We start from the raw sequence: 17,243 nt of genomic DNA, 5'->3' as shown, positions 1-17,243 counted from the left end.
GAATATTATGCCGCAACATCCAAACATATTTTCAAGCCGCAAGAATACAGATTACCAACGAATTCTGCAAATGCCTTTCTCTTTTCGGGCAAAGTTGAGTATTTCAAATACAAGATTTTCAAAATTGCGATTAAAAAGCTTACAAATCCCAGACCAAACTTCTTGGCTTTTCAACTTTATATTTGCCTTTAAAATTTTCTATAGCTAGGTGGCATAATCGGACTTTGCACGGGTGGTCTTCGGGTATTGTTCGATTCTATAGGTCGAAGCATAACGACACCTTTCCGAATGAAACGTGACTTATTGTGGGATTATTGCATGATACAAGGTAATTTCTGTCGATAATTATTCTAATTGATGCTTTAAACGATAAATGGAAATCAGTAGATGCCCATCTTTTAATTTATGTGCATTTTCAATTAATTGATCTAGAGTAATCCAATACAAATCTGGACTAGGCTTACTAAGCGTGACAATATGTGGATAAACCTGTTCTGGGCTAATACCAATACATGGCAGGTATTTCTCTCCTAATTTCGTAATTGTATCAACCTTTGAATTAAAGAAATCTCGCTTAAGCATGAATTCTTTCATCTCTTCTTGGTTACTAACCTCCTTAGGTAAACGAAATGCAGGAACCGTCAAAAGACAGCTATTACCATCAATCAATTGAGGAACTGGCAAGTTTCTTTTCTCGATCCCAACATAAATCAAACCTTTACAACGATAAACAGGTAATGTTACAATAGTATTTGAACTTAGTTTTTTTGGTTCGATATATTCGAGTACTTGTTCACTCCCATCAATGGGATACTCATAGAATTTGCTTCGATGATGAGATAAAAAGTTTGCACTTTTATTTGTGGGCTCAAATGGTGTTTCTATGTCTTCTTGGATAAACTGAATGTCCGTAACATTGAACTCGTCTAGTTCTTTTATGTTACAGTATTCATTCAGCCACTTACCTGGCGATAAATTAAACTGTTGCATTAAACGATAAATACTTAATTCCAAACGCGCATCAGGAAGCGCCCCTACTTGCGCCGATTTGAGAAGTTGCAAAGCATCATAAGAGCGATAGCTGCCTGAGTCATTAAACCCGGAATAACTGCCAATCTCCTTGGGAAATGCAATAAAATCTTTTACATCAACATGATAACTTTCAACCTTCTCATTAACGCCACCAGGTGAAGTATAAAAGCTCAGTTCATTACTTATACCTCCAATACGATCATCTGAAATATCCAATTGTTCTTTAAGCAATTGCACTAAGGCTTCTTTACTTGTCTTATTTCTAACTCCTGTAGTAATACCCTCAATTATATATCCACTATAACGCTTGTTATCAATCAATCTATTGTTTTGATGTAGAATAGGGCGAGGATAGGCATGTTTTGCAAGAATTCTCACTTTTTTGCCACTGCGCGTATATGGGAGAACATCAATCACGCTTCCCGGGCGCTGTGCCACATCAAATATTAAACCGTTACTGGTATTGATGAAGGATTCTACTTTGAGGAAACTAGCATCATTCATAGGTAATTGCCTTGCTGACTTTAGAAGTGTTCCTTTATGAGACACTTTTTCTGCGGCTATTACATAATTTGTTGGAGGACAACTTATTGATTTTCCTTCTATATCGTATATTTTAAATTTATCGATATACCTGTTATTGATTATCCAAGAATTATAAATAGGCTGAGATACTATTGTTCTTAACCCTAAACTGGTTATTACGCTTTCAAAATCATCCTGACTGTAATAGGCATATTCTTCCTGCAGTTCTACATCCCAATCATTTAAATAGTCTTTGCGTCGAATAAATTCAATCGCATCAGGATAGTTGAGCTGATAAGCTTCTCTCCCATTATAATCAATCTTTTCAATAGGAAAACCTTGTTCATCGGCTGGAGCTAGAGAGCGAGCTGTTTTTGCAAATTGCTCCAATAAATTAGCATCATGCTGTCCTTGTTTATTCTCAGGAAATTGAACGATGACATTTTTATCCTCAGGTTTAACAAAATCACGAATTACAACGACGCCATCTTCACTAAGCAATTCAGCTTGTCGTTGCAAGGTGAGATAGGCTTTATTCTGAGCATAATTATTAAACGACGTAATATGATGAATGGATGAACAATTAAAGAATCCACTTATTTTTTCATTGCTCAACGATTGGAGTGTTTCTCCGTCATCAATTCTAAACTCTAAGTTTGGTAAAGAATAGGTTTCGGCTGCAATACCAACCATCTTCGGATTAATATCAACACCAATGATTTTAGTATTAGGAAACAGTAAGGCCAGAATGTATGAACTCGTTCCGGAAGCCATTCCAACATCCACAATGGCATGCCCTTCTTTTTCATGAAAATAAGCACTGGCCGAGGCGACTTTCTCCACAATAATGGTGTCCATCCCGGCCAGATACCTTTGATATTTCTCTTGGTCTCCTCTATCCTGATCTGCGTACATACTCTGAATTTAATTGTACGCTAAAATTACATTATTAAATCATCTGTAAAAACAATATTGGCTTTTTCATTGGCTATGCCAATTTCAGCAATAGCACCTGCGTTAAAGGCTAAATAATCATTTTCCAGACCATCACTGAATATCTTCCCATTCATAGGCATGTGCGATTCAATTTTTAAGGCTTCGCCCTTAGGTATGATACCGGCTGAAAGCTGAATATTCGAATGCCGACTCTTAAATGGTTCTCTCACAACATACACCAAATGATCATCCCCCCACTCCATCTGCATTTCCATATCATGACCACTATTGTCAAACGTACGATTAATGCCATTTGCCATATTAAATACAGAACCTAACCAACCCGTTGAACCAGCACCAGTAGAAACAATGATTCCGCTGGATGATTGTACTTCAGCTTGCTTTTTATACCATAGCTCATATCTGGCAGATGTATGTGTTGACGGCCCTATAAATAAATCATTAAAGGCTTGAATCTTCTGACCATTATTTAGAGTAGCTTCCGCCATCGTTACTTGTTTAAAGTTATGCTTGTGACTTAAAAACTTCAATAATCCATTTTCGAAATTATCTGAATTATAAGGAAGTAAAACACCATCGTTTCTTATTGGATCAGGATTGACTGGCAACATAGGTAAGCCCCTGGCATATTTAGCCGTATTGGCAACCAATCCGTCTTGTCCAACAATTACAATGCTGTCGTTCTCTCCAAAAATAAAGTTAGAAAGAAATGAGCGATCAATTACTTTGAACTTCAGATTCTGTGATGTAATGCTTTGAATCTTTTCGAGCGACTTATAAAAACAATCATGCTCTTGCTGATAAGCCTCAAAACTACCTCCTGAATGCTCAATATAAAACCGAGCCTGAGCTTTTGTATTAAAACGTTCAATTAAAAGCTCAAGCCTGGTTTTGTTAGTTACTATGATTGCATTATCTGTTGTCATTTACGACTTCTTTTGCAATAAACTTTGTAATAGATCAGGGCTGATATTTAAATTTTGGATCTTGTCGGTATTCTCAGCCAACTCCCGAAATGCCAGAGCTATATTATCACTCGCATCCATGTGCTGTACATTCATAGCCATCAACATCTTCCAGTCGAATGCCTGGTATGGCGATAGCGTTTTTTCCAATAGATAACCTTTAGCATCCGCTTCTTTCTTCGTATTGGCTGTTTGCATTTCAGTCAATTTCGTTCGCGAGTTTTCTATGGATAAATCAGCTTCCATTTTTTGTTCACGAATTTCACGCTCGCTTTCTTGTTCCTTCACTTTTATCTGAGCCTTTTTCTCAAGAATTTCCTTTTCCTTCTCTTGAACCGCAATTTCAGTGTTTAATTCACTCTCTCGAATACGACGCTCTTGTTCTACTGCAAAGTTCCGACGTTCATAAATTGCCTGATCAGCTTCCTTTTGAAGTTCCTCTTTTGTTTCTGTCTCAAGTGCTTTGGCCATTTCTGGTGTTGGCGACACTGCAATAACATCCACATTAATAACTTCAACACCCAGATGCGCAATTGCTTCTGAAGACCTTAAACCTTTGTCTATATATTCGCCAATTTCTTTAGCACTGCGAATGGCGGTTTTCAAATGCAATTGTTGAATAAATTTGGAAGTGGACGCCTGAGCTTCATTATTCAATCGTTGATTTATCTTTTCAAAATTATCCTCCTTGTATTGTTTACGATTAAGCAATGTAAAATCCAGTACCTCCGATAACTTATTGGGATCCTTGATGATGTAGGTTATTTGTCCCTGTATCGCTATCTTCTGAAAATCAGAAGTTGTTTCACTAAATATAAATTGAATATCCCTACTGCCCATTGGTATGGCTGCTATCGATGTTCGAGGTGCATAGTAATAGAATGATAAACCTTTACCTTCTCTTTTTATTTTACCATTAGAGAATTGAATGACGTGTGTCATTGAGTCAAATTTCACAAAATTAATTCCAAACATAACTCATAAGTTTAATAAGTGAAGAGCTCTCTTAGCTCAAAAAATGATATAACAATTCCATTCAATGACTAATCTGTCATTGCTATTAGAAGGTAGCAAACCATTTAGCTGTACTTTGGTTGGTCAGACAAATACAGCTAAAGTCTGACTGGAGCTACATGAGCAAGTACTATTGTTTAAATCTCAAAATTGAATCCACGGCTTTTGAGCGCCTGATATCTTTCTTTATCAAATCGGAATTGGCGCGCACCTTTGTGTCCAACGCCTTCTATTTTATCTTCAATGGGTTCAAGAATATCTAAGCTTGTTATCTTTCGATTAAAGTTACGTCGATCAACTTGAATGCCAAGTATGGCTTCATACAAGCGTTGTAATTGGGGAATCGTAAATACTTCCTCTAATAATTCAAAACCAATAGGCTCATATTTTATCTTTCCCTTAAGTCTATCATGTGCGACTCTAAGAATACGATCGTGATCAAAAGCCAGCGACGGCACTTCATTGATTGGAAACCAAAGTGCATCACTCGCATCATCTCCACCAATCAGTTTAAAATCGGTGGATTTAATCAATGCAAAGTATGAAACGGTTATAACCCGCCCCCTCGGATCTCGCTTAACATCACTGAAAGTAAAGAGTTGTTCCAAAAATACGTCCTTCACCCCTGTCTCCTCTGCCAACTCGCGTCGGGCACATTCTTCGGTTGTTTCGTCCATTTCAACAAAGCCACCAGGCAATGCCCACTGTCCCTTGAATGGCTCAATACCACGTTCAATCAACAATATATGAAGGTCAATCCCATCAAAGCCAAAAATAGCACAATCAGTAGTGACCGATGGTCTTGGATATTCGTAACAATAGTTCTTTTTGTCTTCCATGATGTTTTTATGTGTCATTATGACACAAATATACAAACAGTTTATATACTTACAAATATTTACGTGTCAATTTTACACATAAAAACATACAGTGGATTTTAATCTCACCCGTTAGCTCTGCATCATACAGTAGATCAATAGATTTCGAGCAAATACCAAAACTAATATCTCAAAGATAATGATTGTATTACCTGATAATAGTAAAGGGTCTGGCCATATTATATGGGTGCACCATACTATATGGTTCAACAATACTGTATGGTATATACCGAATTAATAATTATATTTAACAATCGAATATTATATTAATTCAGCATTCATGAACAAAATTCTAATTCTCTTTATAATATGCTTACTAATACCATTGGCTTTGGTAGCGAAAGATAAACCTACAGGCTACCATTTCAAATTCAAAAAGGGTAAGTACTACCTACTTAATCCAAAGGGCAAAAAAGTAGATTGCGAACCCTTTACTTTTGCTGGTGATTTTAGTGAAGGCATGGCTGTGGTTGAGAAGGATCTAAAGTTTGGGTACATTGATTCAACAGGACAAGAGGTGATTAACTTTCAGTTTTATGATGCAGGACCGTTTATCAATGGCATAGCCTATGCTGCGAAGAATAAAGGGGAGTATGGTTATATTGACACGTCAGGCAAGTTCATAATTGGAGGAAAGTATAACTATGCACAAAACTTTGATGGGCAATTTGCTAAAATACAGATAGGCAATTTGGATACCAATCAGTTTGGTAAAGGGAAGAACATCTTTGGTTTAATTGATAGAAAGGGGATGTTGCTTGGAAACCGATATTTCAGTAATATTTCAATTCCAGATAAATTTGGTGTGTTTAATGGAAGCACTAAGGACTCAGTTTTTACAATTCAACCTTCAGGAGTAATTAATTTTCAAAGATTAGTAGAAAAAAACAATGAAAATGAATCATCTTCGAAGCTTAACTCTATGCCTGCATTTCCAGGAGGTGAGAAAGGCCTTAGGAAGTATATTGCAATGAACGTCAGATATCCACAAACAGCTTATAATTTAAAGATGCAAGGGAGGGTATTTATTTCATTTACTGTAGATAAAGATGGAAATATAAAAGATGTTAGACCAGCAATGCTTAAAGCGCCTATTATGATGCAGGAAGGTATTCGCGTTGTTAGTGATATGCCTCAATGGAAACCTGGATATCAAGATGGGAAGACAGTTAAGGTTCAGTACACAATTCCAATTAATTTCGTTCTTCAATAATCTAACATCCATGCATACCAACTTCGCTTTCCTCTAAAACGAATTCCCCATCCTAGCTAGTTAATATGATTGTTGATGTTAAAGACATAGAGCATGTTTACTATGAAATAACTGGTGAGCTTTCTCCTTTACAGGAGAAAAGAAAACTAATGCGCTCAAACATTGCTAAGCAATTGAAAAAGAAGGCCCCTCACTCTATTCGAAATTTCACTACCTATAAACGTCCAGGGGGCAATATTAGCTGGACCATTTATTACGATATCCCCAAAGGATACAAGGCTGATGATGCAGAGTTTTTATTCATCTGCTCGGTAGAGACACCTAGGCAGAAAGTTTTCATCATCTTAAATACCAGATTCAATGGAGATGTACCACCCAGAGATTTTCTAAGGATTTATGGGGCGCATTTCTTAGCACAATTTCAAAAGCGTTGTGAAGTAGAAGCTAAAAGTCAAGAGGAACTGCTGGCTAAATTCCTTTTGGAGGGTGAAATCTCCATTTTTAATCCATGGGATGAAGAATCGAATGAGATGCGCTATATCAATCATTGGGGCTTTTCACTTGGCAGAAGTGATGAGAAAAATTGCATCGTGTATTTTGACACATTCGTCAGAAAAGATATGCTTTTTGGCGATCAGAAACGATGGGTTTCAGAGATGTTGAATGATGCTATTGCTGATAATGAATACAAATCCAGCTTAGTAATGTATCAATACTGGCACGCATATATGGATGACGATATAATGGTTGAGCAAATAATTAGTCAAACTGATCAGCCTAATGTTTCGGATGAAGTTCTTAAACGGAAAGAAATCAAGAAGTGGCTTAATGAATTTATAGAAAAGAATAAGAAGTAGAAGAGAAAGAAATATAAATTAAAAGATAAAGGATCGGATATGGTGGCGGAGAGCTAGCATGTCCCTCAAAGAATTTAAACCTAACTAATGAAGAAATACATTCTTATTTTTGCTATTTCGTTGATAGCAATTAAAGGTCTATGTCAATCGATTGAGCCCCATATATCAATCGGATATGGACAATATAATATGGATAATATAAAAGCTATTCAGGCTGAAATGTATATTCCCTACGGATTACCCATGCAAACAACGAGTAGTTTTCCTGGATATTTGAATTTCGAAGGAGGAATAAATTATTTAATTAAGGAAGGGCGCTATAAGTTTGGAGTATTGATGGGCTATCAGTCAACCAGTGGCCGCTTATCAATAGAAGATTACTCTGGTGTCGTCGCTTTTGACCAATTACTAAGTGCAATTAACTATTCAGGTCTTTTGAGCACACGATTTCTTCAAAAAAAAGGATTCAATTTTTACCTAACACTAAAGCCAGGTTTTATCGTCACAAAATATGAAGAGAAGCGCGAATACCCCGAATACGCATCCAGGCTTAACAAGAGTAGACTCTATAATGGTAATTCATTTATACTGGATAGCAATATTGAAATAGTAAAAGTATTTAAACATTTTAATTTATTTGCACAATGTGGATATGCCTACGATAGTAAAACATCTTTAACAACCAATAACACAGATTTCTGGACTGTGTTTGAAGAAGACAAGGAGGCCGATTGGAGCGGATTAAGAGTTAAATGTGGTGTGTCATTTAATATTCAAAGACAATAAGATGAGATTATATATTTACGTAATAGTAGTTAGTTTATTCTTTTTTTCATGCACTCATCAACCTGATGAGTATTCACAATCAGAATTGGTTGCCCCTCCATCAGATATTCGTTTTGATATTGCTTTAAATGTTAGCAGTGATACAATAATAGTTTCGCCCTACAACGATTACTTTATTACGTATAAGGTAGAAGATTATAGGGTGTTAGAGGCACGATTAATGATTGATGGCTACTCCGTTGATGTAAAGAGAAATGATAGTGACACTTTGTTCTTTCAAGCGTATGATAATTTTGGAGATGGAACAACAAAGTCGACATTGAAAATTGAGTTTGATGTAAAAACAAACAGTGGCAGTGTAGCCGATAAACTTGATTTGGAATACTATCAATTATCAAAAGAATTTAAGTTGTTTTTAGAGCATAACTATGCTCCAAAAATTATAAGTAATGAAGTAGCGAATGGGATACAGCATCTAAAATGGGAACGTTTCAAGGGGCCTGATTTCAAATCCTATGTTATATCAAATGGTTATGGCGATCAAGTGGCAATAATTAATAATCCGGATATTACTCAGCTTCCTGACAGTAGTTTTGTTGGTTATTCTAGATCATATAAACTAACAACTCATACTTCAACGAGCAAACTTATAAGCAAATATTATGCAAGGGGGAAAAATCAGGAGGTAACAGTATTACCTCATATTGAGGGGAATCTTATCACATGGGATAAAAGTGAATATTTTAATGCCATTGATAAATACCTTATTTATGAGCGATTATATGATTCATACGAGGGTAAATTAATTGGTGAGGTTGGTGCTAATGAAACCAGTTTTATTCATAGCGATGCGAAATTTGCTACTGGAGCTTGGTATTATTTACATGCTGTTTCTAAATCCAATTCTCCTTCTCTCATAAACGTTAAAAACAATTTGTTTTCAAGTTTTAATGTAAATGGTTCTTCTGCATATAAATATGCTGGTGCAACGGGATATAGTATTGAGAATGTTACTTGTAGTTCAGAAGGGATTATTCATTCCGGTTCATATCTTCGATTAGGGAAACTAAATGATGATTATGAGTTTAAAGATGTTCTTGACTCTAAGGGAGGTGTTTGTTCAAGTAATGCTAAATATTACTTAATAAAAGACGATGACAATTTAAAATTGTATTCCTCACCTGATAAAACGTTTGTTTCTGAAGTCAACTTAAAAGATCTAAATCTTAGTGATTATGGATGGGGGTTGAATTCATGGCGGATATCTGATAACGGAATTGCACTAATAGTTATGCATGATATACATGTCTATGATATGATTAATCAACAATTGATTACTTCAATAAAAACAATTAGTCCTAAAGGGTTTAAATCACCATTAAAAATATCAACTAACGGTGAATTTGTAATTTTTACCGATTATTCGCCAACTAAAGAAGGTGGAGGAATTAAAATGGTAAAAATTACGGATGGTCAGGTGCATGATATTTGGGGCTACAATGGGATATGTTTATACGATTTTGATTATAATAATAATGATAAGTTTTTCGCATATATTGATGGCTCACTTAAATCATATTCATTAGACGGGGTTTTAATTAAATCTTTATATGTTGGCGATTTAGGATTGTTAAGTATTAATTCCTTTCAAGAAGAATTCTTGACCATCAATCATAATAAAAATGAATTTCATATCTATAATTTATCAAGCGGAGATCTAAAGCATTCAGTTCCAACTTTTAAATATGATTATAATAATTCTTCACACGAAGTAACTCTGGCGAACAAAATGCTCTTTTGGAATAGAGGGTATTATATGAAGTTGGATTATTAAATATCCCTGTTTATAGGTATGAAGAGATAAATATAAATTAAAAGATAATGGATTGGATATAGTGGCGAAAGGGTAATTTTATGAGACTATCTTATTGTTTTAAATTTTTGTAATATTTTAATTTACTGAATGCCTAATCTATAATATAATTATATGACTAAATTCTCCTGGATTCCGACATACAAAGGCTTTGTGGAATATTTGCAAGGCCAGAAAGATAACCAACGTGGTTTAATCAAACTATTAAAATCAATTGGTATCGATGGTTTTGTTGATCAGGATAGTAATGGCCAGAAAATTGAATTGGATGAGATTGATCCCTTTACCTTTTTCTGCTATTTAAACAAGTTCGGTCCGGAGAAGAGAATACAGTTATTTGCAGCAATTGCTAAAGAATTGGATTTGCCTATACCCGATGATGATTCTGGTCTGCCAAGTGCTGATGCACGAAAGGTACATTTGTTCCCTTTCAAAAAAGACAGGAATTCCAATGAAATAGACCGCTTGTGGAATATGTTTTTTTCGATACTCAACGATTCTGTAACTGATGAGCAATTCGAAGATATCTTAACCATTAAAGGAATCGGCCAGGTAAAACTAACAGAGCTGTTTTTTTACATTGATCCTCATAAGTACATTCCACTTAATGGCCCCTCAATACCATATATCAAAAATAAGTATGGTGTTGATACCGCTTTCAAGTCCTTTTCGGAATACAAGAATGTATTGGAGCAAATAAAGGGTAAAACAGATGAACCCTTTTACCTTATTTCAGCTGAGGCTTCCTTGGAAAGAGATACTCTAAAAGAAAGCATTGTTAATGAACCTGAAACTTTAACCGGAATGAATAATTCAAACGGTATTAATTATTGGATGTATGCCCCAGGTGCAAAAGCTAAACATTGGGAAGAGTTTTATGAAAAAGGAGTTATGGCTCTAGGTTGGGATGATCTGACAGACCTACACCGATATGGATCTCAAAAGGAATTAGCCAAGGTTCTTCAAGAAATTGAGGGAACTCAAAAAGACAAGAATATTAATGCATTGGCCAATATAGAGTTTCGTGATAAAGTAGCCATTGGAGATATTATTTTTGTAAAACGCGGTAGAAAGGAATTGATTGGTTATGGAGAAGTTAAATCGGATTACTATTACGATTCAGACCGCTCCTATTATTATCATTGCAGGGATGTTGAATGGAAACTAAAAGGAAGTTGGAAAACAGATTTCGACTTGCCACTTAAAACCCTCACTGATGTTACCCATTATAAATCAGAACATCCTGATTATGAATTTTATTTTCAAAGAGTGATGGGGATATTTAATTCTAATGGCCAACAGTTTATGAAATTACCTTTGAATACAATACTATATGGCCCTCCAGGAACCGGAAAAACCTATACCTTAAGCAATAAGTATTTCAATCTCTTTACATCGAAGAAGTCAACTGTTACGAGGGAAGAATTCTTAAAGACATTTATTCAGGAAAGGTCATGGTGGGAGGTGATTGCTTTGGTGTTAATGGATATTGGCAAGGCAAAAGTCGCGGATATTTTTAATCATGAATTTCTTCAGATTAAAGCTTCATTATCAAACTCTACAACTGTAACGCCTACCATTTGGGGGCAGTTGCAAGCTCATACAATTGAAAACTGTGATGCTGTTAAAGTTAAAAAGAAGGCGAATCCATTAATATTCAATAAGACTGATGATAAGTTTTGGGAAATAATTTTAGATGAAGTTGAACAACAATCTCCGGAGTTATTAGCCTTAAATAATGAGATTAAAAACTTTAGCAAAGATTCTGAGCTTGAAATAAAGCGATATGAGTTTATCACTTTTCATCAGTCATTCTCATACGAGGATTTTATTGAAGGTATAAAGCCAGTTATGTCTGAAGAAGAGGACGGCTTGGTTTATGAAATTCAGGATGGTTTATTTAAGAAAATTGCTAACAGAGCAAGAAAAGATCCGGATCAGGCTTATGCCATTTTTATTGATGAAATAAACCGAGGTAACGTTTCTCAAATATTTGGTGAGCTAATTACTCTTATTGAAGAGGATAAGCGAGAAGGCGAAGACAATGAGTTGTCTGTTGTTTTACCTTATTCAAAAACTGAATTTAAAGTCCCACCAAATCTTCATATTATCGGCACCATGAATACGGCTGATCGCAGTGTTGAAGCATTGGATACTGCTTTGCGTCGTCGTTTTTCTTTTGAAGAAATGATGCCTCAACCAGAACTGATTAAAGACTATGGAGCTTCTGAAGGTGAGATTGAAGAGATTGATTTAGTAGCCCTTCTACATACCATAAATAAACGCATTGAGGTGCTTGTTGATCGGGATCATACCATTGGCCATAGTTACTTTATGCAAGCTGCAACCATGGAAGATTTGAAGCTGGTTTTTAAGGATAAAATTATTCCTCTCTTACAAGAATACTTCTATGGTGATTATGGTAAGATTGGCTTAGTATTGGGCAAAGGTTTTGTTGAAAAGAAAAATGGAGATATCGTCTTTGCTAATCTCGAAGGCTACGGTGATACAGATCATTATAAAAATGACCGTTGGGAGTTGAAACCAATAGGTGATGATTTCCCATTAAAAGAAGCCATTGACTCATTATTGGCTAAAAAGCAATAACCGTGATCGGCTATAGTACCATACAAGTTTTTGAGCACGAGCGCTTATTAATTGGCAACAAAGGTTTCAAGCAAAAGCATCTGGATGCCTTATTGAAGTTGAATGAGTTGCACGATTTTCAGTATTTCGATCCCATTTATGGTGGATTGAAGTTTAAGCAATATGTGGGTGTTATTCAGGTGGATGGCTTGTGCATTGAAATTTTGCCCAAAGCTGATAAACATGGTGATAAGGGGCAATGGCAAAAAGTATTGATACATATGCTGAAGGCCTGCGGTCGTCTAAAACCGGAAAGTGCAGGAGGAGCTAATGTCAAGCGGCAGCATCTCAATTTATTGGAAGTCTACTTTGAATTATTTCTGAACGAGGTAGATGGCCTAATTCGGCGTGGTTTGGTCAAGCAATATCGCAAACATACCGGTCAGGTAAAAGCCTTAAAAGGTAAGTTGGAGTTTGCCGGACAGATACGTCATAATCTGGTGCATCAGGAACGTTTTTATACTTCTCACCAGGTCTATGACCAGGATCATTTATTGCATCAGGTCCTAAATACTGCCCTTGAAATAGTCGGGCATTTCACCAAAGGCACTAGTCTGTACGATAAATGCAAGCGTGTTCAGCTGGAGTTTCCAGAGGTAAGCTCAAAGCAGGTGACATCTGAGCTATTGGAGCGCATTAAATTGAATCGAAAAACAGCACCTTATTCATATCCATTGGAAATTGCGAGACTAATCATTTTGAACTATTCACCAGATATTAGCAGTGGTCAGGAACGCATGTTATCCCTCTTATTCGATATGAATCAGCTATGGGAAGAGTATGTGCTGGTCATACTTAAGAAAACGCTTAAAGCTTCTCCTTTTGTCGTAACAGGTCAGGAGACCAAACCCTTCTGGAACTACAATTATCTACAGCCGGATATTGTCATTCAGCATAAGGAAACCAATGAGACCTTTATTATCGACACCAAATGGAAACAACCTGGTTTATCCTCAGCCTCCGTTGGCGATTTACGCCAGATGTATGCCTACAACCGTTTTTGGAATGCTAAAAAGGCTATGTTATTATACCCCGGTGAAAACAGAAACACAGAGTTTAAATATTTTTTGAATGAGGGTGAGGATCATAGTTGCAAGATGGGTTTTGTGAGTGTGGTAGATGAGAAAGCACGGTTGAATGTGGATGTGGGGTATGATGTTTTAAGGCAGATTGAAATAACACCCTATCATTTCAATTCAAATTAAATTGATGAAGCATATGTTTAAAAGTATATTGAAGTTGATCGGCCTGTTTATTGTTCTATCTAGTTTTTGTTCATGTTCTGAAAGTATTGACAAGGGCTTGGGTAAAGGCCTTAAAATCACTACTGAGCTATTTGGTGAAGAAAGCATAGATCATTATCCAAAGTATGTTTCAGACTTTAATACTCGGTTTCATTTTCAACAAAGGCCAACGAATAAATCAAGAGGATCAGATGACTTCTTTTGTCCAAGTGAAGCCATGTTTTTTACTCGATACAAAGACTCTAATTATAAGTCAATTAAGAAAGCTTATGCTTCCTTTCAGACCTGGCGAGCTTCCGATACATCTTTAATTTATATTTTTCCGTATACTGAAGATTATAAGACACTAACTGAACCTCATGCCAGTCAGATAAATCCATTGGTATACGAATATGTAGAAGTCAATAAACCTCAAAATGCAATTCCGGTTCCTTTAATCGATATTAAAGGTTACTACGATATGGAACATGTGGATGTTAAGGGATTTAAGCATATACTTCTTGATTCAAAGGCAGGTAAACCCGATTTCGATATTCACCTGTATGATGCACCATGGTTACCAGAGAAATGGAAACATGGCTATTCAAAAGGCATTAGTTTTCATGATGAAATGAATGTGGTTGTTTATTGGTTTATAGCTTGGTAGATATTAACACATTTAAAAGCTGATTATAATATTAAAAGTAAATTTGAGAATAAATAAATATTATGAAACTCTCATTCACCCTTAAATCACTAGGAAAAAAGAGAGCCTACATCAACAAAGTAGGTCTTGAAATTGATATTTCCTCAAAGACATGTATTAGGGAGCTCTTACAGCAAGTAGTATCTCAACAAGTAAATACCTTTAATATGCGTAAAGAAGAACGTAACCTTCTGGTTTATTTGAATGAAGATACGGTCAATCATCAAGCTGAAACAGGTCAAATTAAGTTTGACGAGCGGTATAATTCTACTATGGCAGACGAGGAAAAGGCAAAAACAACAGTGTTGATGGCCTTTGAAGATGGTTTGATTGCCTTATTTATTAATGAGAAGCAATTTGAAGATGTAAATCAAGCTATTACCTTAAAAGAAAATGATTCAATAACCTTTATAAGATTAACCTTTTTAGCCGGAAGTATCTGGTAGAAAACCTTATCATATGAACAATCCTAAAGATTATCTTAAATCCAAAGAAAAAACAGATCATATTAAAGAATTGACAGCCAGACTAAGAAAAGAATATAACCGAATTGGTGGATTGGTAGGGTTCGTACTGGGCAAAAACAAAAAGTTATCGAAAGATAATGCATACATTGGCTTGGTTTTGTTAAATAAGATTGCGGAATTATCCGATAATGATTCCGATTATTATTGGAACAGAGAAATAGAGCAAAACTCCAGGCGTTTTAATGCACTGAAAAGCATATCTAACGCTCAGGATTTCTGGAATAATAAGCGCTATCCTCTTCTTGAATTCTTATTTGGTGAAAGGATGGCCGTTTATGTGAAAAAGGCCTGGGAGATGATCCCAACATTAATGTATCAGCAAGGTTATGCCCGAAGGTCTTTTAGGGGCTCAGGATTGGAAGCCATTTATTTTACCCGTCAGCTTAATTTTATAATTCAACTTATTCATGAATGTGATCATGAACTAACTCTGGAAGAATATGCTGTTTATAGTAATAATTTGCCAACAAATAGCCTTTCATTTGTTTTTGCTTCTGCGATAGATAAGGGTGATCAATTGCTTACTCAGCTATTTTTAGATGCAACTTATGGAAGGCATGAGCTTGCTAAGCCGAGTCGAGCGATAATCAAAGCCATGTTACTTTCTAAAAATACAGAGTGTTGGGAGGCAGTAGAAAAGCTATTATTAAGTGCTCAACGTCAAGAAGGGTTACGTCAGACAATATTAGAATGTCTAGATGAAACTTCATTGGGTGCAATGAAGCACATGATTAAGGTAATAATCGAGCATAAGTTGTCTCGTTTTTCTTCTGTTATAAGAGCCATAGACACATGGGCCGGGTTTGGTTGGGAAGTGGAAAAAGAAACAACAGTGAGACGATTTCTTGAGTATGCGGATTTATATCTATCTGATCCATCTAAAATAAAAGAGGCGATAAAAAGTGAAGATAATGCCAAAGTATATATGGCGTTATGGGCTCAGGGGGTTTATGACATTAAAGATTGCCCTCCCCTTTTAGATGAAGTTCTAAAAGGGAATAAAGAAAAGATATTATTGGCCTTATACTTTATAAAGCAGATTGGTATTTCTTCAACATCTATTAAATATGGTTCTTTATATCTTGATTATGATGATCCTTTAATAGTTTGTCAGGCTGTTAGTTTGGTTAATGTGCAGGTTTTTATCGATATGTTATCTAATAAAGATAAGAAACGTTTGTTTGATATACTGGAAGCTCAATTGGAGAAACTACCTAAGAAGGTGAGTGTTTCACAGCCAAAAGTATTTTCTTGGTTAACTTTCCGATACAGTAAGGAACAAGTTCTAGACTTGATGATTAACCTGTTAAATCTGAAAAAAGATGTCGATATTGATAAGGTATTACCTCACTTCGAAAGTTTATCAGTAAATCATCGTGAAAGAGTAACAGGAAAAATATTACCTGGATATACTGGCTATAGCTATAAGTCGGATGAGTACAAACCACCTTTAAACAAACGTAAAAGAGATTTTGCTTTTTCCATCCTTAAGGATCGTTCCGAAACAGTTAAAAGTGCAGCCATTCGTGCACTAACGGATGCAAGATTAAAGGATAATGAGTTGGAAGTGTTTGAGGGATTACTGACAAGAAAAGCTGCAGACTTTCGCAGGTCGGTTATCGAGTTAATAATTAAGCAGGGAGAAAATACCGTTAGGGAAAGTGCTGGTCGTCTTATTCTGGCTAAAAATGAGGAGCAACGCTTGGCTGGTCTCGATCTTTTGCTTTGGCTTAAAAAGAATAGTCCAGTAAGTGCTACTTGGATAGAATCAGTTGTAAATGAATATGCATCAAAGTCGGCTATTGGATCTAAGGAGAAGGTTGTTCTAAAAGGCTTACAGGATGGATTTAATAAACGTGAAGAATTCACAGAAAAGAATGGATTTGGCCTTTATAAACCTCAAAATATAAGTATTGAAATCGCCCTAGAAAAGGCAAGTCATAATAGTGGAATTACAAATAAAAACCGGACGTTTTTTTAAGACCTTAAGCCGCAATTAAAACTTGGTAATAATTTAATTCATATTCAATGGGAGTTACAT

General features: G+C 35.7%; 13 protein-coding genes. 9 read left to right on the top strand and 4 right to left on the bottom strand.

All coding sequences use genetic code 11. From position 1 onward, the window contains the following. Positions 1-345: 345 nt before the first annotated feature. The 4 genes from ACRD7B_RS01860 to ACRD7B_RS01845 all read right to left on the bottom strand — a co-directional run bounded on the left by ACRD7B_RS01860 (position 346) and on the right by ACRD7B_RS01845 (position 5,332). Complete coding sequence (locus tag ACRD7B_RS01860; RefSeq protein ID WP_430822751.1) at positions 346-2,472, bottom strand: methyltransferase domain-containing protein; 2,127 nt, start codon at positions 2,470-2,472, stop codon at positions 346-348. 26 nt (positions 2,473-2,498) lie between these two features. Continuing rightward, the gene (locus ACRD7B_RS01855; RefSeq protein ID WP_430822750.1) at positions 2,499-3,440 is read right to left on the bottom strand and encodes a diacylglycerol kinase catalytic domain-containing protein; all 942 of its coding nucleotides are present in this window, start codon (positions 3,438-3,440) and stop codon (positions 2,499-2,501) included. Then, entirely contained in the window at positions 3,441-4,454 is a 1,014-nt protein-coding gene (locus ACRD7B_RS01850; protein WP_430822749.1) for an SPFH domain-containing protein, read from the bottom strand. 176 nt (positions 4,455-4,630) lie between these two features. Next, positions 4,631-5,332 carry an NUDIX hydrolase gene (locus ACRD7B_RS01845; protein ID WP_430822748.1) on the bottom strand — a complete coding sequence of 234 codons (702 nt, stop codon included), beginning with the start codon at positions 5,330-5,332 and terminating at the stop codon, positions 4,631-4,633. Positions 5,333-5,651: 319 nt separating this feature from the next. On the opposite strand from ACRD7B_RS01845, the gene ACRD7B_RS01840 reads away from it, so the two are divergent. The 9 genes from ACRD7B_RS01840 to ACRD7B_RS01800 all read left to right on the top strand — a co-directional run bounded on the left by ACRD7B_RS01840 (position 5,652) and on the right by ACRD7B_RS01800 (position 17,183). Further along, positions 5,652-6,584: a TonB family protein gene (locus ACRD7B_RS01840; RefSeq protein WP_430822747.1), complete on the top strand. Its 933-nt coding sequence runs from the start codon at positions 5,652-5,654 to the stop codon at positions 6,582-6,584. Between the two features lie 65 nt (positions 6,585-6,649). Beyond that, on the top strand, positions 6,650-7,441 hold the full coding sequence (locus ACRD7B_RS01835; RefSeq protein WP_430822746.1) for a hypothetical protein: 792 nt from the start codon (positions 6,650-6,652) through the stop codon (positions 7,439-7,441). Between the two features lie 87 nt (positions 7,442-7,528). Beyond that, positions 7,529-8,227 (top strand): hypothetical protein, encoded by a 699-nt coding sequence (locus ACRD7B_RS01830; RefSeq protein ID WP_430822745.1) that lies wholly within the window; start codon positions 7,529-7,531, stop codon positions 8,225-8,227. 1 nt (position 8,228) lies between these two features. Then, positions 8,229-10,061 (top strand): hypothetical protein, encoded by a 1,833-nt coding sequence (locus tag ACRD7B_RS01825; protein ID WP_430822744.1) that lies wholly within the window; start codon positions 8,229-8,231, stop codon positions 10,059-10,061. A 153-nt stretch (positions 10,062-10,214) separates the two neighbouring features. Continuing rightward, the gene (locus ACRD7B_RS01820; protein ID WP_430822743.1) at positions 10,215-12,707 is read left to right on the top strand and encodes an AAA family ATPase; all 2,493 of its coding nucleotides are present in this window, start codon (positions 10,215-10,217) and stop codon (positions 12,705-12,707) included. Positions 12,708-12,709: 2 nt separating this feature from the next. Beyond that, positions 12,710-13,951 carry an McrC family protein gene (locus ACRD7B_RS01815; RefSeq protein ID WP_430822742.1) on the top strand — a complete coding sequence of 414 codons (1,242 nt, stop codon included), beginning with the start codon at positions 12,710-12,712 and terminating at the stop codon, positions 13,949-13,951. A 13-nt stretch (positions 13,952-13,964) separates the two neighbouring features. Beyond that, positions 13,965-14,636 (top strand): hypothetical protein, encoded by a 672-nt coding sequence (locus tag ACRD7B_RS01810; protein WP_430822741.1) that lies wholly within the window; start codon positions 13,965-13,967, stop codon positions 14,634-14,636. Between the two features lie 62 nt (positions 14,637-14,698). Continuing rightward, entirely contained in the window at positions 14,699-15,121 is a 423-nt protein-coding gene (locus ACRD7B_RS01805; RefSeq protein ID WP_430822740.1) for a hypothetical protein, read from the top strand. 13 nt (positions 15,122-15,134) lie between these two features. Then, a complete protein-coding gene (locus ACRD7B_RS01800; protein ID WP_430822739.1) occupies positions 15,135-17,183 on the top strand; it encodes a DUF5724 domain-containing protein in 2,049 nt (682 codons plus the stop codon). The last annotated feature ends 60 nt before the right edge of the window (positions 17,184-17,243 follow it).

This window comes from Carboxylicivirga fragile, assembly GCF_050589805.1.
Taxonomy (GTDB): domain Bacteria; phylum Bacteroidota; class Bacteroidia; order Bacteroidales; family Marinilabiliaceae; genus Carboxylicivirga; species Carboxylicivirga fragile.
The sequence above is the reverse complement of the archived record's forward strand: the minus strand, read 5'-3'. Positions and strand labels throughout refer to the sequence as shown.